Source organism: Bacillus sp. B4EP4a (genome assembly GCF_006680105.1).
GTDB classification, from domain to species: Bacteria; Bacillota; Bacilli; order Bacillales; family DSM-1321; genus Peribacillus; species Peribacillus simplex_E.
In genome coordinates this window covers 270,440-293,593 of the sequence record NZ_VHIK01000022.1, presented here as the reverse complement: position 1 = coordinate 293,593, position 23,154 = coordinate 270,440, and the positions used below count along the sequence as shown (strand labels likewise).

At 40.9% G+C, this 23,154-nt stretch carries 25 protein-coding genes; 22 read left to right on the top strand and 3 right to left on the bottom strand.

Annotation, left to right across the window (positions count from 1 at the left end):
* The 14 genes from xerD to lysA all read left to right on the top strand — a co-directional run bounded on the left by xerD (position 1) and on the right by lysA (position 14,127).
* The gene (gene xerD / locus FNK51_RS13175) at positions 1–894 is read left to right on the top strand and encodes a site-specific tyrosine recombinase XerD (RefSeq protein WP_141993602.1); all 894 of its coding nucleotides are present in this window, start codon (positions 1–3) and stop codon (positions 892–894) included.
* Between the two features lie 303 nt (positions 895–1,197).
* Entirely contained in the window at positions 1,198–2,400 is a 1,203-nt protein-coding gene (deoB, locus tag FNK51_RS13170) for a phosphopentomutase (protein WP_141993601.1), read from the top strand.
* Entirely contained in the window at positions 2,401–3,213 is an 813-nt protein-coding gene (locus FNK51_RS13165; RefSeq protein WP_098373672.1) for a purine-nucleoside phosphorylase, read from the top strand.
* Between the two features lie 65 nt (positions 3,214–3,278).
* Complete coding sequence (locus FNK51_RS13160; RefSeq protein WP_141993600.1) at positions 3,279–4,583, top strand: pyrimidine-nucleoside phosphorylase; 1,305 nt, start codon at positions 3,279–3,281, stop codon at positions 4,581–4,583.
* Between the two features lie 207 nt (positions 4,584–4,790).
* Entirely contained in the window at positions 4,791–5,957 is a 1,167-nt protein-coding gene (locus FNK51_RS13155; RefSeq protein ID WP_098370830.1) for a D-alanyl-D-alanine carboxypeptidase family protein, read from the top strand.
* 131 nt (positions 5,958–6,088) lie between these two features.
* Positions 6,089–6,439 (top strand): anti-sigma F factor antagonist, encoded by a 351-nt coding sequence (spoIIAA, locus tag FNK51_RS13150; protein WP_076365535.1) that lies wholly within the window; start codon positions 6,089–6,091, stop codon positions 6,437–6,439.
* 1 nt (position 6,440) lies between these two features.
* Positions 6,441–6,881: an anti-sigma F factor gene (gene spoIIAB / locus FNK51_RS13145; protein WP_098370829.1), complete on the top strand. Its 441-nt coding sequence runs from the start codon at positions 6,441–6,443 to the stop codon at positions 6,879–6,881.
* Between the two features lie 13 nt (positions 6,882–6,894).
* Positions 6,895–7,662 (top strand): RNA polymerase sporulation sigma factor SigF, encoded by a 768-nt coding sequence (sigF, locus tag FNK51_RS13140; RefSeq protein ID WP_098370828.1) that lies wholly within the window; start codon positions 6,895–6,897, stop codon positions 7,660–7,662.
* Positions 7,663–7,945: 283 nt separating this feature from the next.
* Complete coding sequence (locus FNK51_RS13135) at positions 7,946–9,241, top strand: NCS2 family permease (RefSeq protein WP_141993599.1); 1,296 nt, start codon at positions 7,946–7,948, stop codon at positions 9,239–9,241.
* Positions 9,242–9,396: 155 nt separating this feature from the next.
* Positions 9,397–10,017, top strand: coding sequence for a stage V sporulation protein AA (locus FNK51_RS13130; protein WP_098370851.1), 621 nt, complete (start codon positions 9,397–9,399; stop codon positions 10,015–10,017).
* Positions 10,007–10,429, top strand: coding sequence for a stage V sporulation protein AB (locus FNK51_RS13125; RefSeq protein WP_098370850.1), 423 nt, complete (start codon positions 10,007–10,009; stop codon positions 10,427–10,429). The genes FNK51_RS13130 and FNK51_RS13125 overlap by 11 nt, the downstream gene beginning before the upstream one ends.
* A 43-nt stretch (positions 10,430–10,472) precedes the next feature.
* Complete coding sequence (gene spoVAEA / locus FNK51_RS13120) at positions 10,473–11,054, top strand: stage V sporulation protein SpoVABEA (protein WP_098370826.1); 582 nt, start codon at positions 10,473–10,475, stop codon at positions 11,052–11,054.
* The gene (locus FNK51_RS13115; RefSeq protein WP_141993598.1) at positions 11,035–12,525 is read left to right on the top strand and encodes a spore germination protein; all 1,491 of its coding nucleotides are present in this window, start codon (positions 11,035–11,037) and stop codon (positions 12,523–12,525) included. Before spoVAEA ends, FNK51_RS13115 begins: the two co-directional genes overlap by 20 nt.
* Positions 12,526–12,798: 273 nt before the next feature.
* Positions 12,799–14,127 (top strand): diaminopimelate decarboxylase, encoded by a 1,329-nt coding sequence (lysA, locus tag FNK51_RS13110; RefSeq protein WP_141993597.1) that lies wholly within the window; start codon positions 12,799–12,801, stop codon positions 14,125–14,127.
* A gap of 38 nt (positions 14,128–14,165) precedes the next feature.
* On the opposite strand, the gene FNK51_RS13105 is transcribed toward lysA, so the two are convergent.
* Positions 14,166–15,035, bottom strand: a complete 870-nt coding sequence (locus FNK51_RS13105; RefSeq protein ID WP_098370823.1) for a DUF1002 domain-containing protein — start codon at positions 15,033–15,035, stop codon at positions 14,166–14,168.
* Positions 15,036–15,616: 581 nt separating this feature from the next.
* Between FNK51_RS13105 and FNK51_RS13100 the strand changes: the two genes are divergently transcribed.
* Complete coding sequence (locus tag FNK51_RS13100; RefSeq protein WP_076365552.1) at positions 15,617–15,961, top strand: GNAT family N-acetyltransferase; 345 nt, start codon at positions 15,617–15,619, stop codon at positions 15,959–15,961.
* A 28-nt stretch (positions 15,962–15,989) separates the two neighbouring features.
* Here the strand turns inward: FNK51_RS13100 and FNK51_RS13095 are convergent, their stop codons facing one another.
* Both FNK51_RS13095 and FNK51_RS13090 read right to left on the bottom strand, forming a co-directional pair.
* Positions 15,990–16,526, bottom strand: a complete 537-nt coding sequence (locus FNK51_RS13095) for a DUF309 domain-containing protein (protein WP_141993596.1) — start codon at positions 16,524–16,526, stop codon at positions 15,990–15,992.
* Between the two features lie 167 nt (positions 16,527–16,693).
* Positions 16,694–16,786, bottom strand: a complete 93-nt coding sequence (locus FNK51_RS13090; protein WP_081108854.1) for a YjcZ family sporulation protein — start codon at positions 16,784–16,786, stop codon at positions 16,694–16,696.
* A 215-nt stretch (positions 16,787–17,001) separates the two neighbouring features.
* Here FNK51_RS13090 and FNK51_RS13085 point away from each other — a divergent pair, with 215 nt between their 5' ends.
* The 7 genes from FNK51_RS13085 (at position 17,002) to FNK51_RS13055 (ending at position 23,147) form a co-directional block, all read left to right on the top strand.
* Positions 17,002–17,769, top strand: a complete 768-nt coding sequence (locus tag FNK51_RS13085) for a segregation/condensation protein A (protein WP_141993595.1) — start codon at positions 17,002–17,004, stop codon at positions 17,767–17,769.
* Entirely contained in the window at positions 17,756–18,337 is a 582-nt protein-coding gene (gene scpB / locus FNK51_RS13080; RefSeq protein WP_098370820.1) for an SMC-Scp complex subunit ScpB, read from the top strand. The genes FNK51_RS13085 and scpB overlap by 14 nt, the downstream gene beginning before the upstream one ends.
* Positions 18,338–18,392: 55 nt before the next feature.
* Positions 18,393–18,809: a hypothetical protein gene (locus FNK51_RS13075; RefSeq protein WP_260399630.1), complete on the top strand. Its 417-nt coding sequence runs from the start codon at positions 18,393–18,395 to the stop codon at positions 18,807–18,809.
* A 22-nt stretch (positions 18,810–18,831) separates the two neighbouring features.
* Positions 18,832–19,320 carry a YpuI family protein gene (locus FNK51_RS13070; protein ID WP_141993594.1) on the top strand — a complete coding sequence of 163 codons (489 nt, stop codon included), beginning with the start codon at positions 18,832–18,834 and terminating at the stop codon, positions 19,318–19,320.
* Positions 19,321–19,439: 119 nt separating this feature from the next.
* On the top strand, positions 19,440–20,315 hold the full coding sequence (locus FNK51_RS13065) for a superoxide dismutase (RefSeq protein WP_098370817.1): 876 nt from the start codon (positions 19,440–19,442) through the stop codon (positions 20,313–20,315).
* A 443-nt stretch (positions 20,316–20,758) separates the two neighbouring features.
* Positions 20,759–21,322, top strand: a complete 564-nt coding sequence (gene ahpC / locus FNK51_RS13060) for an alkyl hydroperoxide reductase subunit C (RefSeq protein WP_063233159.1) — start codon at positions 20,759–20,761, stop codon at positions 21,320–21,322.
* A gap of 178 nt (positions 21,323–21,500) precedes the next feature.
* Positions 21,501–23,147 (top strand): FAD-dependent oxidoreductase, encoded by a 1,647-nt coding sequence (locus FNK51_RS13055; RefSeq protein WP_141993593.1) that lies wholly within the window; start codon positions 21,501–21,503, stop codon positions 23,145–23,147.
* Positions 23,148–23,154: the final 7 nt, after the last annotated feature.

Genomic DNA, 23,154 nt, shown 5'->3' with positions numbered 1-23,154 from the left:
ATGGAGAATCAAATTAGGGATTTCATTCATTTTTTAACCATTGAAAAAGGACTTGCCAAAAATACGCTCGTTTCGTATGAGCGTGACTTAAGATCATATTGGAGCTATCTGAAAGATGTTGAAACAATTGAAGCTTGGAATGATTCACGGCGGGTGAACATCCTGCACTTTCTCGTGCATTTGAAGGATCAAGGGAAATCATCGAAGACGGTGGCGCGTCATATAGCTTCCATTCGGTCTTTTCATCAATTTCTTTTAAGGGAAAAAGTATCCGAGCAGGATCCGTCCATACATATAGAAACGCCAAAACCTGAACGAAGCCTTCCAAAGGTATTAAGCATGGAAGAGGTGGAAGCACTATTGGAAGCCCCGAAGAAAATGGATGAATTCGGTTTACGCGATAAGGCGATGCTAGAACTGATGTATGCGACGGGGATGCGTGTCAGTGAGTTGATATCCATGGATGTGAGTGATGTCCATGCATCGATGGGTTTTGTCCGATGCGTAGGGAAAGGAAATAAAGAGAGGATCATTCCGATTGGGCAAACTGCATTGGGTGCGATTGAACATTATATGGAAAGTTCCCGGGGGAAAATGGCCAGTCCCAAGCACAGGACAGATTCACTTTTTTTGAATCATCATGGAAACAGGCTGACAAGGCAGGGATTTTGGAAGATTCTAAAAAAACTTGTAAAATCGGCACAAATTGAAAAAGAAATTACACCGCATACACTAAGACATTCTTTCGCGACACATCTATTGATGAACGGGGCTGATTTACGTGCCGTCCAAGAAATGCTTGGTCATGCGGATATTTCGACAACTCAAATTTATACACATATTACGAACGTACGGATCAAGGATGTATATTCAAAATTCCATCCGCGAGCTTAAAAGAATAGTAGAATGATAGAAAAGGTTGTGAATTTAACTGCGAGGCAGTTGGAGGAGCAGCCTTTTTTCTCCGTTTGTACTTGACTGGTAAAAGGGCTGCAAATGATTCCAACGTGCATCTTAAGGCACTTTGTTTCATTCCGAAATATATTATTTGTCTCCATCATGGTAATCGTTTACAATGTAGAGAGGTCAGACTTCTGACGTTCTCAAACGATTTCATTTAAATGAAGAGTAACTGAGCAGAATAAGGGTATTATAGAGAGTATAAAAAGTGATTTACTATTTTAGGAGGAATGACTCATGAAAGGGAATTCAGCATTTAAACGAATATTTGTAATAGTTATGGATTCAGTTGGGATTGGCGAATCACCTGATGCAGATTTATTCGGCGATAAAGGGGCGGATACACTTGGCCATATCGCAGAAAGAATGAATGGATTGAACATGCCGACACTCGCAAAATTGGGTTTAGGCAATATCCGTGAAATCAAGGGGATTGATAAAGCTCAACAACCTCTCGCATACTTTACGAAAATGAAGGAAGCCTCTACAGGAAAAGATACGATGACTGGACATTGGGAAATCATGGGGTTAAATATATCGACTCCATTCCGTGTATTTCCAGATGGTTTCCCGGAGTTATTAGTCAATGAACTCGAGGCGAAGATGGGTCGGGGAATTATTGGGAACGTCCCGGCAAGCGGCACGGAAATCATTGAAAGGCTTGGCGAGGAACATATGAAAACGGGTGCGCTGATCGTTTATACATCAGCTGATTCCGTATTACAGATTGCTGCACATGAAGATATCGTTCCGATAGACGAATTATACAAGATTTGTGAAATTGCCCGTGAAGTGACGATGGCTGATGAGTTCAAGGTTGGACGCGTGATTGCCAGACCGTTCACAGGTGAACCAGGCAACTTCAAAAGAACGCCTAACCGTCATGATTATGCGTTGAAGCCTTTTAACCGGACAGTAATGGATGAATTGAAGGATTCTGGATATGATGTGCTCGCAATCGGGAAGATCTCTGATATCTTTGATGGGGAAGGCGTCACTGAATCATTGAGGACCGTATCCAATATGGATGGAATGGATAAATTAATCCAAACGGTAGAACAGGATTTCAAAGGGTTAAGTTTCCTTAATCTAGTCGACTTCGATGCTTTATACGGTCACCGCCGCGATCCAGAGGGATACGGAAAGGCATTGGAAGAATTCGATGCTCGGATGCCGGAAGTCCTTGATAAACTGAATGAGGATGATTTATTGATCATCACTGCCGATCACGGGAATGATCCGGTCCATGAAGGAACCGATCACACACGTGAATATGTACCATTATTAGTTTATTCCAAACGATTTACAGAAGGTGCCGAACTCCCGATAAGAGATACATTTGCTGATATTGGGGCGACGGTCGCTGCTAATTTTGACGTGAAAATGCCTGCCTTTGGGAAAAATATATTGGGCGATTTAAATTTAGGGGAGATTAAATAGATGTTTAATAAAATAGAGACTGCTGCGTCATTTATAAAAAGTAAAATTGAAGGCTCTCCGGAGATAGGGCTGATTCTTGGTTCCGGTCTTGGAGTATTAGCGGATGAAATTGAAAATCCGATAACTATTCCATACCACGAAATCCCGGAATTCCCGGTATCGACTGTTGAGGGACACGCTGGACAGCTTGTCATTGGACATTTAAGTGGTAAAAAAGTTGTAGCCATGCAAGGACGTTTCCACTTTTATGAGGGCTACTCCATGGAGAAAGTCACTTTTCCTGTACGTGTAATGAAGCTACTTGGTGTTGAGCAGTTAATTGTAACGAATGCTGCCGGAAGCGTTAATGAAAGCTATGAACCAGGTGACTTGATGCTCATTACGGATCATATTAATTTAATGGGGGCAAACCCATTGATTGGCCCTAATGAAGAGCGTTTCGGCCCTAGATTCCCTGATATGTCGGAGGCTTATAATAAAGACCTTCGGACACAAGCAAAAAAAATAGCAGCTTCACTAGGATTGGATATTAAAGAAGGTGTCTATATCGGAAATACAGGACCGACCTATGAGACACCGGCAGAAGTGAAAATGGCAAGGATCCTTGGCGGGGATGCAGTTGGTATGTCGACAGTTCCGGAAGTTATCGTAGCTAGGCATAGTGGTATGAAGGTGCTCGGAATTTCATGCCTTACAAATATGGCCGCAGGCATTCTTGATCAGCCTTTGTCGCATGAAGAGGTAATTGAAACGACTGAAAAAGTGAAAAGCAGTTTTCTTGAATTTGTTAAGCTTATCGTTAAAGACATATAAAACGAACAAAAAAATCCAAGTACACCTAAGAGAAGCGGTGTCTTTGAAAAAGTGGGGATTCTAATATGAGAATGGTAGATTTAATCGAGAAAAAGCGTGATGGAAAGGCTCTTACTACAGAAGAAATACAGTTCATCATCAAAGGGTTTACCGATGGATCGATTCCGGATTACCAAATGAGCGCTTGGTCAATGGCAGTTTATTTCAAAGGCATGAATGAGCAGGAACGTGCTGATCTAACCATGGCAATGGTTGAATCAGGAGATCAAATTGATTTATCGATGATTGAAGGAATTAAGGTCGATAAACATTCAACAGGCGGTGTTGGTGATACCACAACTCTAGTGCTTGGACCATTGGTTGCTGCTGTAGGTGTTCCAGTGGCAAAGATGTCAGGACGCGGTCTTGGTCATACAGGAGGAACGATCGATAAGTTGGAGTCTGTAAAAGGATTTCATGTCGAAATAGAAAATGACGAGTTCATTCGACTTGTTAATAAAAATAAGATAGCTGTCATTGGACAAAGTGGTAACCTGACTCCAGCCGACAAAAAGTTATATGCATTGCGCGATGTTACGGCTACCGTTAACAGTATCGGTTTGATTGCTGGCTCGATCATGAGTAAGAAAATCGCCGCTGGTGCTGATGCCATCGTACTTGATGTTAAAACGGGAGCGGGCGCTTTCATGAAAACTCTCGAAGATTCCGAAGAGTTGGCGCATGCAATGGTTAGCATTGGAAACAATGTGGGCCGAAACACGATGGCCGTCATTTCCGATATGAGCCAACCTTTGGGTTACGCAATCGGAAATGCTTTAGAAGTGAAGGAAGCCATCGATACGCTTAAAGGAGAGGGACCGGAAGATTTAACGGAACTTTCTTTAACACTAGGAAGCCATATGGTATACCTTGCCAAAAAGGCAAGCTCGCTGGAAGAAGCAAGAACCTTGCTGGAAAATGCGATTAAGGATGGTTCTGCACTTAACTCATTCAAGGTTTTCCTAGAAGCGCAGGGAGGCGATGGTTCGGTTGTAGATCATCCGGAAAAACTACCGCAGGCTGCTCATACTTTCGAGCTGGAAGCGAAAGAGGACGGATATGTATCGGAAATCATCGCTGATGAGGTAGGAACGGCAGCCATGCTGTTGGGCGCTGGGCGGGCAACAAAAGAATCAGAGATTGATTTGGCAGTCGGACTGGTACTTCGTAAAAAAATCGGGGAAACCGTGGCAAAAGGTGAATCCCTAGTGACGATTTACAGCAATTTTGAAGATGTTTCAAAGGTAAAGGAAAAATTGTATGAAAGCATTGCGATTTCAAAAGAGAAAATAGAAAAACCTACATTGATCTATAAAGAGATCATGGAATAAACATTTTCCAAAAAAAGGCCGCTTTTGAGCGGCCTTTTTTTACGTTTATCCCATTGAATGTTAAAAGAGGATGCCCATGCGCATCCTCTTTTAATTTGGTTCAATTTGTTACCCTATATCCAGTATATGTTTCAAAATTCATCTTTATTTGTATAAAAATGGGTTTAATGGAAAAAATAAAATCTATAAAGATTGGAGGGTATGGAGATGAAGCGGATTCTTTCTCTATTTTTAACCGTTTTGGTAGCATTGGGGTTTAGCATCCCGCATACAAAAGCAGCTGAAGAAAAAGGAGTCGAATTGGCGGCAAATGCTAAATCCGCTATATTGATTGAACGGGATACAGGTACTGTTCTCTATGATAAAAATGCAGACGTTCGTCTTTCACCGGCAAGCATGACGAAAATCATGACGATGCTGCTGATCATGGAAGCGATCGATAAAGGCGAACTTAGCATGAAGGAGAAAATCAGGACTAGTGAGTATGCAGCATCGATGGGCGGTTCCCAGATCTTTCTCGAGCCGGGTGAAGAAATGACCACAGAACAAATGCTCAAGGGCATCTCGATTGGTTCGGCGAATGATGCATCGGTGGCGATGGCTGAACATATAGCTGGATCGGAAGAAGAGTTTGTTAGGAAAATGAACAAAAAGGCGAAAGATCTCGGGTTGAAAAATACAAAGTTCCAAAACGCAACAGGCCTTCCTGTTAAAGATCATTACAGTTCGGCACATGATATGTCGATCATGGCAAAGGAATTATTGAAATACGATACGATTACAAGGTTCACGGGTACATATGAAGATTATCTCCGTGAAAATACCGAAAAGAAATTCTGGCTTGTAAACACGAACAGATTAGTGAAATTTTACCCTGGGGTCGATGGATTGAAAACAGGATTCACAAATGAAGCGAAGTATTGTTTGACAGCGACTGCTAAAAAAGGGAATATGCGTGTCATTGCCGTCGTTTTCGGAGCCGTTTCTCCAAAAGAACGAAACGCTCAGGTCACCAAGATGTTAGATTATGCATTTTCACAATACATCACATACCCGATTTATAAACGCGGCGAAGTGTTAGGTGAAGCCAAGGTAAGTAAAGGACACAAAAAATCCGTGGTGGGAGTCACAAGTGAACCGATTTCAGTTTTGACAGCCAAAAACGGAACGGCAAAGGACTTTACAAAAAAAATCACGCTTGATAAAGATTTGGATGCCCCGATTAAAAAAGGGGATGAAATTGGTACGCTTGAATTGAAGAAAAACGGTAAAGTGTATGTCGAATCTCCGATAGTTGCGAAGGAAACTGTTGAAAATGCCAGCTGGTGGCAATTGTATAAAAGGGCTTTCGGCATGTTTACCCAGGCGAAATAGAATAAATTGTCGCATTGCCTGTTAATCGTACTAATTTAGGCGAAACTCCACTAGTTTTGCTAATAAGGAGGAATCGGCAGGTGAAAAAGAGAATTTGACTCTTTATAAGACAGTGAAGGAGGCTGTATATAATGAGTCTTACGATTAATATGGAGGCGAAAAACAGCGTATTGTGCATTCGTCTCAAAGGTGATTTGGATCATCATACAGCAGAAAAATTGAAAAATCAGGCAGAGGCAGCCATTCAAAAGCATAACATTAAGCATATCATCCTTAACATGGAAGAATTGGATTTTATGGACAGTTCAGGGCTCGGAGTTATTTTAGGGCGCTATAAGCAGGTAAACAAAAAGCAAGGTGAAATGGTGGTCTGTGCAATATCTCCAGCAGTAAAGCGGTTATTTGAGATGTCAGGGTTGTTTAAAATTGTTAAAATGGAACTATCCGAAAAAAACGCTTTGCAAAGACTGGGGGTTGCCTAAGATGAAAAATAAAATGGAAACGAAATTTTCTGCACTTAGCCAAAATGAATCTTTTGCCAGGGTAACTGTTGCGGCTTTCATTGCCCAATTGGACCCGACGATGGATGAATTGACAGAAATCAAGACTGTCGTGTCAGAAGCCGTTACGAATTCGATTATCCATGGTTATGAAAGTGACCCGGAAGGTTGGGTCTACATTTCAGTGGTCATCGAAGACGATACTGTGGAATTGACCATCCGGGATGAAGGACTGGGCATTGAAGACGTCGAGGAGGCTAAACAGCCGTTATTTACGACAAAACCCGAACTTGAACGTTCCGGTATGGGATTCACCATCATGGAAAACTTCATGGATGAAATCAATATAATTTCCCACAAGGGCGAAGGCACGATCATTCGATTAAAAAAGCACTTAACTACAAGCAGAGCTTTGTGCAATTAAGGGAGACTTGCATATGGATGTGGAGGTTAAAAACGAGAAGAGCAAGAAAGGCCAGCCCCATTTAAAAGATGAGGAATTGCGGAATTTAATCCAACGCAGCCAGAGCGGTGACCAAGATGCGAGGAACCTGATTGTCAACAGCAATCTGAGGCTTGTATGGTCAGTGGTGCAAAGGTTCCTCAATCGAGGTTACGAACCGGATGACCTTTATCAAATAGGCTGTATTGGCCTGTTGAAGTCCGTGGATAAATTTGATTTATCGTTTGAAGTGAAATTCTCAACGTATGCTGTGCCTATGATCATTGGTGAAATCCAACGTTTTATCCGTGATGACGGAACGGTTAAAGTAAGCCGGTCATTAAAGGAAATGGCGAATAAAATTCGCAGGGCCAAAGAGGAACTTTCAAAGACGTATGGCCGTGTTCCGACTGTCAATGAATTGGCGGAACATCTAGAGCTGTCGCCAGAGGAAATCATCATGGCCCAAGAAGCTAGCAGGAGCCCTTCATCCATCCATGAAACGGTTTACGAAAATGATGGAGATCCGATTACTCTTCTTGACCAGATTGCCGACAATAATGAAACATCCTGGTTCGATCAAATCGCTTTGAAAGAAGCCATCCATGAATTGAATGAACGTGAAAGGCTGATTGTTTTCCTGAGGTATTATAAAGATCAGACGCAATCGGAAGTGGCGGCAAGGCTTGGCATTTCCCAAGTCCAGGTGTCAAGGCTGGAAAAGAAGATTCTTCAGCAAATGAAAAACCACATGAATCAATGATTCATGTGGTTTTTTTATTGAGCTGAAAATAAATCTTGATTTTAGGAAAAAGTAAAAGTGATTCCTTATCAGGTAAGGCGAAAATATGAATGGGGTCGAATTTTTAGTTGAATTTAGGAATAAAAACGAATATTATAGTAAAGGTCGCGTTTCTCATTCGTTTTTTATCTTTCTTTCAATGAATAACGATCAGGAAAAACGTCGATGCAGTACAATATTAGGACACCTTGTCTTTTCGTGCAAACGGTTGTCGGTGTTTCCTTTAGATCTGGAGGTCTAAAATATGTTTTTGGAAAAGTTTTTCTCCCTGAAAGAAAATGGGACGGATGTCCGCACAGAAGTCATGGCGGGTGTTACGACATTTTTAACTATGGTTTATATCCTTATTGTGAATCCGGCTTTATTGTCTTCAATCGGAATTCCATTTGAACAAGTTTTCATGGCAACGGTCATATCAGCGGTGATTGGTACCCTTATCATGGGGCTTGTTGCAAAATACCCGATTGCGATAGCACCAGGGATGGGTTTGAATGCTTATTTTGCCAGCGTAGTGGGGGCACAGGGCCTTTCATACCAGACCGTATTCGGTACGGTTTTCATTGCTGGTTTGCTATTTCTATTAATTAGCGTGACAAGCTTGCGTAAAATGATAATTGATGCGATTCCTAACTCATTAAAATATGGCATCACATCCGGAATTGGTTTATTCATTGCGTTTATCGGATTGAAAAATGCTGGAATCGTAGTGCCTAATGAATCAACGATGGTGACGCTTGGAGATTTGCACCAGCCTGGAACCGTTTTAGCGCTGGCAGGTTTATTCATTACCTTGATTTTTATGGCCCGTAATATTAAAGGGGCAATTTTCATTGGTATGATCATTACGGCAATCATTGGCTACTTTATCGGTTTGCTCAACTTTGACGGGGTCTTATCTGTACCTCCAACACCGGTATTTTTCGATATCGATATTGCTGGGGTCTTCACGAATTCATTATATTCAATTGTTTTCGCCTTTTTACTTGTGACGATCTTTGATACGACAGGAACCTTGATTGGTGTGACGGAACAGGCTGGTCTAACGAAGGATGGGAAAATCCCTCGTGCCAAGAAAGCCTTTTTAGGTGATGCGATTGCGACGACAGTCGGCTCGATGTTTGGTACAAGTCCTTCGACGGCCTATGTTGAATCGAGTACGGGAGTGGCCGCAGGCGGACGTACGGGATTAACCGCTACTGTCGTGGCAATCTTGTTTGCTGCATCGATTTTCTTTTCTCCATTGATATCGGCAATTTCTTCAGTTCAAGCAATTACAGCTCCCGTCTTGATTATCGTAGGATGTTTCATGATGGAAGGACTGGCTAAAGTCAATTGGAAAATTTTCGATGAAGCATTTCCGGCATTTGCGATCATTTTAACGATGCCGCTTACTTCAAGTATATCTACAGGGATTGCAATTGGGTTCATTACATATCCCCTTATGAAGGTATTCAGTGGAAAAGGAAAATCGGTACATCCGCTCATTTATATTTTTGGATTGATATTTTTGGTTCAGCTGATTTTCTTCCCCACTCATTAATGTATGAATGTAAATCAAAAAGACATGCTGTCATTGCAGCGTGTCTTTTTTTGTTTTCAATTTAGTAATATTTGGACATGATTCACTTTCTGCATTTTCAATCAGTTTCCAATCCATACTACTAGCATAAGGAAATAAAAGGTCGGGATGTGATGATAGTGGCAGTTGTATATATCAGGATGAGGAACCGTGTACAAGTAAAGGGAAATCAAACGGTGAGGATAAAAGATATTGCAAGGATAATCGGACCTGAAGAAGTGATTCCCATTATTGAAGAAATCATATTATTAACGGTCAAGAAGGAAGATAGGAATATTATTGTCATTGATTTGGCTCAAGTTATCATGGCCATCCGCAAGATGGATCAGACTATTGAAGTGGAGACATTCGGGCCCTCCCAAACGATCATCGAAATCATCCTCTCGAAAAAGAAAATGTCATACCTGACATTCGCATTGGTTTGGTTTTTGTTATTTGTCGGCGGCGGGATGACGATCATGAATTTTCATGTAGATGTCAGCATGGGGGAAGTGCATCAAAAAATCTTTACTATAATAACGGGAAAAGTGGAAGATAAGCCGTTATTGATCCAAATCCCATACAGCTTCGGTCTTGGTATAGGCATGATTCTATTTTTTAATCACTTCTTTAAAAAACGCTTCAATGAGGAACCTAGTCCGCTCGAGGTTGAAATGTTCAACTATCAGCAAGATTTGGACAGTTATGTAATCATGAATGAAAATAAGGAGAACGTGCGCCGCCTTGATGACCGGTAAAATCATCTTCGGAATCTTTGTCGGTTTAGCCGGGGGGTTTGCGACAGGTGCTGGTTTTGTAGCGTTTTTAACTGTACTTGGGGTGATTCCGAGACTGACTCAGCTGACAAAAACAATGAAAATGATACATTACTACGAAGGAGCTATCATTGCCGGCGTTGTCGCAGGAACATGGTTAGGATTACAGGAAACGGAATTTTCCCTTCCGCGTTTTTTATTAATTCCGATCGGTTTGGCTGACGGGATCTTTAATGGGATGCTTGCTGCTGCCTTAACTGAAGTCCTGAATGTATTTCCGGTTCTGTCAAAGCGAATCGGAATTCAAGAGAAAATCATTTATCTGTTAATGGCACTCGTATTGGGAAAAATAGCCGGATCATTATTCCAATGGATTTATTATGTCGATTTATAAGTTTATGAGGTAACTATTCCTGATGATGAAAGGTAGGCCCAAGATGGTGACCAAACGAAAAGTGATATTGATTACGGATGGAGATGAGTATGCGAAACGGGCTGTCGAGCATGTAGCCAAGGAAATTGGAGGAAGATGTATCTCCATGTCCCAAGGTAATCCATCACGATATACGGGCTTGGAGCTAGTTGAATTAATAAAAAAGGCGAAGTATGATCCTGTATTGGTCATGTTTGATGATAGCGGTTTTATCGGTGAAGGATCAGGCGAACAGGCAATGAAGGTGGTTGCCGGTCACCCTGATATTAATGTCCTTGGTGTGATAGCGGTCGCTTCGAAGACTAGAAGGGAAGAATGGACCAAGGTGGATATCTGTATTGACCGTGATGGTAACCTGACACCGAACGGGGTTGATAAATACGGCGCCGAAGAATTTGAACTCGGCAAGATAACTGGAGATACGGTGTATTGCATCGATCAATTACATGTTCCCATAGTAGTGGGGATAGGGGATATCGGAAAAATGTCCCATCAGGACGATTTTAAAAGAGGAGCACCAATAACGAAGCTAGCGGTTGAAATCATATTGGAAAGGAGTGGTCATGATGACTTCAGAAAAACCTGAAAACATGAAACCGATTCCGAGTAGGGTAGCGGAAGTTGACGCGTACATGAAAGAGAAAGTAGGTCTGGGCGTCAGCTTCGACTTAGGAGTAAGAAGGATAAAGGTTTTAAGAAAAGATGTGCATATTTACTATATAAACGGGCTGACGGATTCAGAGTACATCATTGATATCCTCGATTCTCTTATTCATAACAAAAATGCCGAAATCGTGTCTACTAAAGTTTTTGATGTAGTCAAAAACTTGCTCGTACACCAATCCGTTGAGGAAATAAAGACGATGGATGAGCTTGTTGATCAGGTATTATCCGGTTTAATCGTCGTTGTTGTCGATGGAAAACCAATAGGGTTGGTTGTGGATGTCAGGAGTTATCCCGGGAGACAGCCAGTAGAACCCGATACGGAAAAAGTCGTCCGTGGATCAAGGGATGGTTTTGTTGAGAATATCATCATTAACACAGCGATAACCAGACGAAGAATCCGGGATGAAAGATTACGTTTCGAAATGTTGCATGTAGGGGAACGATCGAAAACGGATATATCCATCGGCTACATTAAAGATATTGCCGATCCCGATTTGATAGAAATCGTTCGTAAGGAATTGAATAGTATTGAGGTTGATGGCATAACGATGTCTGATAAAACGATCGAAGAGTTCGTCGTCAAGCAAAGATATAACCCATACCCGCTTGTCAGGTACACGGAACGGGCAGATGTAGCTGCAACACATTTACTTGAGGGGCATGTCCTTATTTATGTGGATACGTCACCGAGTGTCATCATTACTCCGTCTACTCTTTTCCATCACATGCAACATGCTGAGGAGTATCGGCAGGCACCTACTGTTGGAACCTTGGTGCGCTGGGTACGTTTTTTGGGGATTTTCGTTTCGTTATTCTTACTGCCGATTTGGTTATTGTTTTGTTTAGAGCCTTCCCTCCTGCCGGAGAAGTTCGAGTATATCGGGCCGAATGAAAAAACGCATATACCCATTGTGATCCAAATCTTCATTTCCGATATTGGGATAGAATTTTTAAGGATGGCAGCCGTTCATACCCCGACCCCGCTTTCTACGGCAATGGGCTTGGTTGCGGCAGTTTTGATAGGACAGATAGCGATAGATGTTGGCCTATTTGTTCCTGAGGTGGTTCTCTACGCTTCAGTAGCGACAATCGGTACATTTGTCACTCCAAGTTTGGAATTAGGGGTTGCAAATAAAATTTCCCGTTTAGTCCTGATAGTGTTGGTTGCTTTATTTAAAGTGCCTGGTTTAATTATAGGCATCACACTCTACATTATTATGCTTACTAGTATAAAAACGTTAAATACGCCTTATTTATGGCCGCTTCTACCGTTTCAGCCAAAGGCCCTGTCACATATAATATTAAGAAGACCTTATCCTGGTACTATTGAACGTCCGAGTATTGTACATCCCCAAGATCTATATAGGCAGCCGAGAAAATCTAAAGGTTGATGTTGTCGAAAAGTTGTGGTAATTTAATTTTATTCGGATAAAGAGGTATTGTTAGGCTTCACAAAGAGATAGAGCTACTATGACTCTTTGGAGTTTAAACCAATCTGTCTTTCCTTTCGAACTACCAAGCAGTCATAGAGAACAATATTTACATGGATATCGATTCGGATGAGGCTTGTTCATATAGAGGACCTTTTACAGCAGGGTTTCTTTATTTGAGGCTGCCTCATTTCTTATTAATCTTTAGTTTTAAGTCAGGAAGGTGAGGCTATCATGCATTTGTACGGAACCGGTGGTGTAAATGAACGTGGACATCTGGAGATTGGCGGAGTGGACACGATCGAATTGATCGAGCAATTTGGAACACCATTATATGTTTATGATGTAGAGCTAATTCGCGAACGGGCAAGAGGGTTCAAGAAAACATTTGAGGAATTGGGGATTTCAGCTCAAGTTGCTTACGCAAGTAAGGCCTTTTCTTCGATTGCCATGATCCAGTTGGCAGAGCAAGAAGGACTTTCTCTCGATGTTGTCTCAGCAGGGGAATTGTATACGGCAATTAAGGCAAATTTCCCAACAGAACGGATTCATTTTCATGGAAATAACAAAAGTGATGAAGAGCTACATATGGCTTTGGATCATGACATTGGCTGTATAGTAGTCGATAATTTTTCAGAGTTGACACTGTTGGAAGAAATTTGTACAAACCGTGAACAAAAGGTGAAAATCCTTCTTCGTGTAACACCAGGTATCGAAGCCCATACGCATGATTATATATTGACAGGACAAGAAGATTCGAAATTTGGTTTTGATCTTATTAACGGCCAGGCCGAAGCTGCTCTTCGGCAAGCGCTGCAAAGTGAATTCCTCGAAGTGCTGGGGCTTCACTGTCATATCGGTTCCCAGATCTTTCAAACGACCGGTTTCCTTCTTGCAGCAAAAAAAATTATCGGCAAGCTGAATGATTGGCACGGCTCGGTAGGGTTTCAACCAAAGGTATTGAATCTCGGAGGAGGTTTCGGGATTCGGTATACACAAGAGGACGACCCGCTACCGGCGTCTCAATATGTTGAGGAAATCGTTAGGGAAGTGCAGAACTTGATTGCGGATTCTGATTTAGTGATGCCTGAAATCTGGATCGAACCTGGCCGTTCATTAGTCGGAGACGCCGGTGTGACACTGTACAAGGTCGGTTCTGAAAAGGAAGTTCCTAATGTCCGTAAATATATTGCCGTTGATGGGGGCATGAGTGATAATATACGTCCCGCTCTTTACGAAGCGAAATATGATGCAATTCTTGCAAATCGGCCGCTTGACCCTGTAGAAGAGACAGTGTCCATTGCCGGGAAATGCTGTGAAAGCGGAGATATGTTGATTTGGGATTTACCATTGCCAAAAGCCGGCCGCGGTGATGTCTTGGCGGTATTTTGTACAGGGGCATATGGATATTCCATGTCGAATAATTACAATCGTATTCCAAGACCGGCTGTCGTCTTTGCCGAAAATGGAGAAGCCCGGTTGGTTATCAAACGAGAGACGTACGAAGATCTTATCCATTTGGATTTGGCCCTTCATGAAGCGGCAGTCGTCACTAAAGAATAGAAAAAAGGATGGCAGTTGCCATCCTTTTTTTATTTGAATCAGCTGAAAAGTGACTTGATCGCGTCTATTAAACTACTGAAGACTTCTTTCAATTTATCCAGAAATGATTGACCCTCTTCGGATTCAAGAAAATTTGAAAGTTTATCTTTAGCTGCAGTAAGCTGATCACCGACAGCGTTCCAATCAATATCCAATTCTTTTAGCTTATTGAATAAATCAATTAAACTTTGAGTTTGAGCATCATTTAAGGTGATTCCAAGGTCTTTTGCTGAAGACTCGACAACCTCGCGGACCTCTTCAGTATTGGCTGGTGGATTTGCAGCCATTTCCTCTTTGATTTTCGTAACCAGTGAAGAGGCTTCTTCTGTACCGATTTCGTCACCCAATTTTGCTGTTTTCACCATTTCTTCATTCGCTGCCTGTTTCACATCTTCAGGAATCTTCTTGTCGGCAGAGATTTCATAGGCTTTAATGACTCCTGTCAAAGCGGCTGTACCGGAAACGGGTATAGGTGCTGTGACATAAACGGTAGCATCTTTTACTCCAGCAGTAGCTAGTGCATTGATATACATTTCATCGGTAACCCAGTTAATGTTTTTCGACTCCAGTTTAAGTCCGGTACCTTTTTCCTCCAAAGTAATGGCAGAAGATGAAATCGCTTTTGTACCGATCAGACGGCTAGCGATATAGTCTCCTAAGTACTCATGTTCTTCCGCATTTGTAACCGTTAGAACCTCAACATCGTTCGGTGCTTTCATTTCTGATAAGATCATATTTTTTTGTTCATTTGTCAAATTCTCACCAAGTGTGACGATCATTTCACCAACAGCTGCATCTGCAAAAGCTTTATATGGCAATAATAGACATAATAAAATGGTCACAATGACCCATTTATTCATTTTTTTCATGATAATCCTCCTTAACTTTTCCTTCTGAATTGGGAATCTTTCAATAAAAGGGCGGCACTTTAAATCAGATTCATAGTATTTGACGAAACAAAGGATAAAAAAGATACATATTTTCCTGAAAAAAATTTATATAGCCCAAGATAGCTACGTTTTTTTAACGAAAAAGTTTGGTGTATCTTTGTCTTTTATACCTAAGAGGGCACTCTATAAACCTAGATCACTTTACCAATGTAGTAAAATCGAAGCAAGATTGCAAGGATATTTGTCAGTTTGTGTTAAGTTATAGTAGAATGAATTCGTTATTTAAATATTTGGACCATTCATAAAGGGAGTATGGAATGAGGAAAAGTAATAAGGCTCTTTTACTTATGATGCTTATTATCGCTTTGATGTGGGGAATCGTATATTGGCTGTTTATCGCTTAGCACATAGCACAGCGATAAATCAAGTGCTGAAAGTGATGTTGAAACGAACGAGGTTTTTATGTATGATGTAAATGTTATATGTGAGGATTATTATTCAAAGCAAATTAATCGGAAACAGGAAGATAATAAAAACGTTATTTAGTAACGAGGGATATTATGTTGATTAAGTATAAGAAAAGTTATGAGAAGTTTGCCATGGGATTATTATCTTTCATGCCAAATGAAAAAGAGATAAAAACGCTTCGGAATACGATGAAGAATTATGAAACGGATGAAAATCTACAGCTGTTCTTATGGAAAGATGAAGAGATTACGGGCTTGATCGGGATAGAAGTCTCTCCAAACCACATTGAGATACAACATATATCCGTAAATCCATCCTTCCGGAAGCAAGGTATCGGTAAAACGATGGTCAGGGCCATCAAGGAGCAATATCCTGACAAAGAATTAAAAGCAAATGAGTTTACGGAAAGCTTTCTTGACAGGTGTGAAGATTTTTGAATAGGAAAGCTTGAATGGAGGACCACCTTTAAGGGCGGTCCTCCATTTTTGTTTTTCGAAGGGAAAGCTGCCGAGCCCTTTCGGAAATGACATCCGAACGGTCACGCATTAGATGCTTATCAACTATTGCTGAATTAGCCATGTCGCTATCTGTACCCCATATGTACCCTTCTTGCAAACAGATGGACTGGCATTTTTCAATCAAGCTTTGATCGGCTATCGGCAGATTAATGCTTTTATATGGCTTTTGTGATAACATTCGCTCATGGGTGTCCTCGAGCAATTTGAACAGTCGTTCTGGATCGAGTCCCAACTTCAGGAGCTCGGCCTTTTTAAGATGGAGATTTGCCAGGGCTTTAGACAGGGTCCTTGCAGCCCCTTTATTGTTTCCCCTGCGATCATGATACAGGGCAACCGCAATTTGAATGAGTCCGACCCAATGAGAGTCACGCTCTTTTGGTGCGGTTTCCTTCCAATATTCTTCAAGAATTTCATGACATTCGAAGTAATCCCTTGGCCCATGGAAATGGACAAGGAAAGAAAGGTAGTCTTCCGCGTAATTCAATAGGAGCACCCCTTTTGTTTGATGGAATCATCTAAAGTAAGGCAAAAAGCCATTTTCTTTTAGCTTAACACCCGCTATGTATACTCACTAAGTTTAGCATAGAATTTTTTCCAGGAAAATAAAGAAAGCCGATTGCAAGGCAATCAGCTTGATTCATCAGTCATGAATTAACACCATGAAGCACCGACGATAACTAATAATATGAACAATACTACAATAAACGCGAATCCGCCGCCGTGTCCAAAACCACCTGCACCCATAATGAGTACCTCCTTTGTTCTGCTATTCTTACATTTCTAGGTTATGTTGGATTTCGGAATGTGATTGGGCAACGACCCATTTGATGGTAATCCCAAATAAAAACTTTTCTAAGGTCAGTAAATTATTATTTGGATAAAGGGCGGCAATCCACTATACTTGATTAGTAAAAGAAATAGGTCTATATCGGCCAATTAGATTTAAATGAGGTAATTTAATGGGTTATAATATAAAAATTGACGCTTTCGAAGGACCGATGGATTTACTTCTGCATTTGATTAATCGCCTGGAAATAGACATCTACGATATTCCGATGGCTGGTATTACAGATCAATACCTAAGTTACATCCATACGATGCAGCATCTTGAATTGGATGTCGCCAGCGAATATCTAGTGATGGCTGCAACGCTGCTAGCCATCAAGAGTAAAACGTTGCTTCCAAAGCATGAAGATGAACTAATGATTGATGAAGATGGGGAAATATTTGAAGAAGATCCACGTGATGAGCTTGTGGAAAAACTATTAGAATATAAAAAGTATAAAAATGCAGCCGAAGAATTTAAAGGGATGGAAGAAGAAAGAAGCTTGATTTTCACCAAACCCCCAAGTGATTTATCGGTTTATGTAAAAGAAGCGGAAAGTGATAAGCAAGAGTTGAATATAAGTCTATACGATATGTTGGGGGCTCTTCAAAAACTGCTGCGAAGGCAAAAAATTCAAAAGCCGCTTTACACGAAGGTAACGAAACAAGAGATATCGATAGAGAAACGAATGGATGAAATCATGATTGAGTTACAATCGATTAAAGGAAAGAAAAGTTTTTTTGAACTGTTCTCGCTCCCGGTTAAAGAGCATATCGTCATCACTTTTATGGCGGTGCTGGAACTGATGAAATTAAATGAAATCATCGTTGAACAGGAAGATAATTTTTCGGATATCATGATTGCTGCTAAGGAAGGTGTAGAACCAGTTGGAAGTTATTAATTGGAAAGGGATTCTTGAGGCATTATTGTTTGCTGCCGGAGATGAAGGGCTATCCGTCAAACAAATTGCCTCTGTCCTGGAAATTACGGAATATCAAGCAACGGACATCGTTGAAAGTTTAAAGGAAGAATATATATCGGATGTACGCGGGATTCAGGTAATCGAAATAGCGGGTGTTTATCAAATGACGACAAAGAAAGAGCACTCGGATTACTTGAAAAGGCTGGTGGAAACATCAAGCACTCAAGGATTGTCCCAGGCGGCTTTGGAAACACTCGCAATCATTGCCTATAAACAGCCGATTACTAGAGCTGAAATTGATGAAATTCGCGGAGTGAAAACGGATCGCCCCATTCATACACTTGTCACTAAAGTCTTAATAAAAGAGGTCGGACGTGCTGAAGGCTCGGGCCGGGCTTATTTATATGGGACAACAAAAGAGTTTTTGGATTACTTCGGCCTGAATTCCATTGATGAATTACCGCCTCTCGCCGATAATTCGGATGATGGCTTTGAAAATGATGAAGCCGATCTGTTTTTTGAAAAATTTCAGCAAACAATCGAATAACATTTTTCAATAAATTGTGATAATATAGAAAAAAATGAATGCGGGGGGATTGCGGGTGCGAATTGTAGCATGCAATGGATTTGGGCTTGAAAAGGAAAAGTCAAATTCACCTGAGGACTTCTTTAATCGATCCGTTATACAATACATAAAGGATGGAGAAGATAAGACGCTGAATGTACTGTATCTTCGCTATTTTGATGAGATGGTCACTCGTTGGACCCCATATCCCGCCAACCCTATATTCAAAAGCCCTAACAGAGATATTTATATGGCTGATATCATTGCAATGGTCTGTCTACTCAAAGACCCGAGCCTGGTTAACCGAAAACGTATTTATATAAATGCAGAAAAAGAGATGGCTGGTTATTTCGAAAATATAGATTTTGAAAAATTGGAGAAAGTGTTTATATCTATTGACCAAGCTAAACCATATGATATAGAGTCACATGTTGACTATTATATTCAATCTTAATCATTTTGAGGAGGGTTCACGGTTGGGGAATACATTGGTAAAATCTCAGCTTGAAGATGTAAAAGGGTTTTTAGAAACGACAGTGGCTCAACTAGAAGAATTTATGAATGAGACAACCTATTCTAAGCTGCAAGAGGAAAAAAGCGGGGATGAAACCTATTATAAAGGAATCCTTTCTAGTTTAAGAAGAATGCTTGTAAGTTGTGAAGAGGGCTTGGAGGCTTGCCAAATCGTTCTGAAAAATGATGTTTTCAATAAAGCTGCAGCTGAAAAGACGCTTTATAGAGTTTATCATCAATGTATCGAAGAATACTTTTCCCCAAAATCAGATCGGTGGTTTGAGGACAGCAGATCTGCCTATACAGGAAAAAACTCGATTAAATTTCACCAAAGTGTACCTGACAGCATAATATCCATTCTGAAGGCCGTGGAAAGTGGATTCCAGACCATGCGTGAAGAATTGGAGTTTTATGAAACGGATTACCGGACGAAAATGTTACAGTCAAGATAATGAAACAGCTGGGCTTAAGAGGCCTAGCTGTTTTTTTGCTATAAATGGAATCTCCGCTTAATCGAAACATAAAATACTTTGATGATTCATGTGCATAAAGGTTAAGAGGAGGTTGCAAGATGTCTGATGAAAGAGATTATGCTAAAGAGGTAAGTGATTGGGTTGATGGAGTGATGGAATATCTTGAGAAGATCGATATCACCGATTCGCCATTGCTGTCGAATATTGAACGGCTTTCCCAGTTGACAAAAGATATGGATGAGGAAGAAATGGATTATGAGGATATGGTCCTGATTGAAGAAGAGATGGCTCGGGTCTACGAGGAAATTGAAGAACTCGCTAGAGAATTCAGTATACAGGATAGGCAATCAGTGCCAATTGGGAATCATACGCTACCGCCGTTACCTTATGCCTATGATGCGCTGGAACCGACGATTTCAAGGGAAATCATGTATCTGCACCATGATAAGCATCATCAAGCATATGTCGATGGTCTGAATAAAGCGGAATTGATGATGAAAAAAGCGAGGGAAACGAAAGATTTTTCCTTGTTGAAACATTGGGAAAAGGAAGCAGCCTTTCATGGGTCAGGCCATTATCTCCATACGCTGTTCTGGGAAGAGATGATTCCGGGAGGGGGCGGACAGCCAAGGGGGGATTTACTCAATCAGATTGAGACGGATTTTGGAAGCTTTGCAGCTTTTAAAAGTCATTTTAGTGAAGCTGCCAAACAAGTAGAAGGAGTTGGCTGGGCGATTTTAGTCTGGGTTCCGCGTGCGCGGCGGCTAGAAATACTTCAATCGGAATTGCATATGGTTTTGACCCAGTGGGATACGATCCCAATCCTTGTTCTTGATGTATGGGAACATGCTTATTACCTGCAATATAAAAATAATCGGGCAGCCTATGTGGACAAATGGTGGGACGTTGTAAACTGGCCGAAAACTGCCGTAAGGTTCACCGAAGCGAAAAAGCTTATCTGGAAAAAGCAATAACTGATAAAATATAGGAAAGTCTTTTGAGAACCAATTGCAAATATACGAGCCGTGAAGGTTCGTTTTTTTTTGCCTGAAATATTGTATCAAGAATTTTTAGGGAAAATATGGGAAGGATAAGAAGGGGAGCTGCAAATTTTATTTTGGAAGCGACTTATGATTCTCATTTGGATATTATAATTAGATTGAAAAGGAGATGATATCATATCACGAAATAATGAGCATGTGTCTTAGTCAAATCCTTGAAATAACATTGGAAATGTGTTAAGTAGGCTACTTTGAAGTACTATGGGTTTTTAAAAATAATTAATTTATATCAATATAAAAACTGTGACCAATTTGTGAACTTAAAAATTATTAAGGTATATTTATTGACTAATTTCTATTTAATAATTATTATAAACAGGAGCAGATAAAAAAATTAGCTATTGGAGGAATTTATTATGTCATTGATCAATAAACAAGTTGAAGATTTTAAAGTACAAGCTTACCATGCAGGAGAATTCAAAGAAGTTACACTTGAAGATGTTAAAGGAAAATGGGCAGTATTCTTTTTCTACCCAGCTGACTTCTCTTTCGTATGTCCAACTGAATTAGCTGATCTTCAAGATAACTATGAAACATTCAAGGAAATTGGTTGTGAAGTTTACTCAGTTTCAACAGATACTCATTTCAGCCACAAAGGATGGGCTGATGCTACTGATACAATCGGTAAAATCCAATATCCAATGTTAGCTGACCCAGCAAACGTTTTATCCCGTCAATTCGGTGTATTGATTGAAGAAGATGGATTGGCTCTACGTGGAACTTTCATCGTGAATCCAGAAGGACAAATTAAAGCATACGAAATTAATGACCTAGGAATTGGCCGTAATGCTGAAGAACTTGTAAGAAAAGTTCAAGCTGCACAATTCGTAGCAGAACATGGAGATAAAGTTTGCCCTGCAAAATGGACTCCAGGTGAAGCCACTCTTGAACCAAGCCTAGACCTTGTAGGTAAACTTTAATTTTTAATGGGATGGTCCATTTCTACAGGTAATGGACACACCGAGCATTGATTACGATTACTGGGACAACTCGTCCAGCAAGATCTTATGACAAAAGGCACTTACCTAAAATAAGTGCCTTTTGTTTTTCAAAATAATCAGTTTAGCACGTATTATCATTCAGCAAGGAGTACAAAAGATGAAAAAAATATATGATTTATTAATTATTGGTGGCGGACCTGCAGGCCTCTCAGCCGGCGTTTATGCAGGAAGAGCTAAGGTAAAAACAATAATTCTTGAAAAAGGAACTGGCGGCGGACAAGCTGCAACTACATCGGAAATAGCCAATTATCCTGGTATCCGTCATATATCGGGCCCTAGGTTAGTTGAAGAAATGAAGCTTCAAAACGAAGATTTTGGCGTTGAATTCGCCAAAGCTGATGTAACGGGCGTGGATTTCTCCGGTGAGGTGAAAGTCGTTAAAACCCTTGGCGGGGATTACCATGCCCGCTCCGTCATCATTGCAACGGGTGCTTCTCCAAGAACACTAGGATTTCCAGGTGAAGAGGAATTTACTGGCCGCGGTGTAGCATATTGTTCAACATGTGATGGTGAATTCTTTGAAGGGTTGGAAGTTTTCGTTATCGGGGCAGGATATGCAGCCGCTGAAGAAGCTATATTCCTGACACGCTTTGCTACAAAAGTTACAATCATCGCCCGGGAATCAAGCTTCTCGTGTGCCCCGTCCATTGTGGATAAAGTAATGGCAAATGATAAGATTGAAGTGAAATTCAATACGGAGATCCTTGGGGTATATGGAGACGGGATGATTCAAAGTGCCCGTTTCATCAATAATGCGACTAAAGAAGAATTTGAATATAAGGCGAAGGAAGAAGACAGTACGTTTGGAGTTTTCGTTTTCATAGGATATGAGCCGAAAACAGAAATTTTCAAGGGCCATATCGAAATGGATCATGCTGGTTACATTTTAACCGATGATGATATGAAGACTAATGTGAAAGGTGTCTATGCAGCGGGCGACCTAAGGCCAAAATCCTTACGCCAGATTATTACAGCTGTATCTGATGGGGCGATTGCAGCAACGGATGCCGGTAAATATATTGAAGAAGAAAAAGATCGCCTAGGAATCAAAGATGAACCTGAAGTTGAAAAACCGGCGAAAAAAGAACAGGCCGCTGTCCCGGCAGGTAAGAGCGCTTTATTAAGTGATGCGTTACGCGGCCAATTAAAGGGAATCTTCGGCAAGATGGAGAGCGAAGTAACGTTGGTGTCCATCGTCGATGAAAGTTTGCCAAAATCAGTCGAATTGCGAGACTTCTTGTTGGATGTTGCGGAATTAGGAGACAAGCTGCATCTTGAGTTATACAACAAGGGAGAAAGTCCGGAAATTGAAGAAAAAATCAATGCAGATAAGTTCCCTGTCGTTTCCCTCTTAAATTCGAATGGTGAATACAGTGGCGTCAAATACCACGGTGTACCAGGCGGCCATGAGTTGAATTCCTTCATTTTGGCTATCTATAACCTGGCCGGACCTGGTCAAGCATTGGATTCAGTCGTATTGAATTCAATTAAGGGAATCAGTAAAAAAGCGAACATTAAGGTTATGGTTTCATTGGCATGTCACTACTGTCCAGACGTTGTAGTGGGTGCACAGCGCATTGCGATTGAAAACCCTAACGTTGAAGCTGAAATGGTCGATATAAGCAATTTCCAGGAAATCAAGAAGAAATATAAAGTCATGAGCGTGCCCGCCATGATCATCAATGATGAAGAAGTGGTATTCGGAGCTAAGAAAATCGATGAAATAGCCGCATTATTAGTATGATAGAACA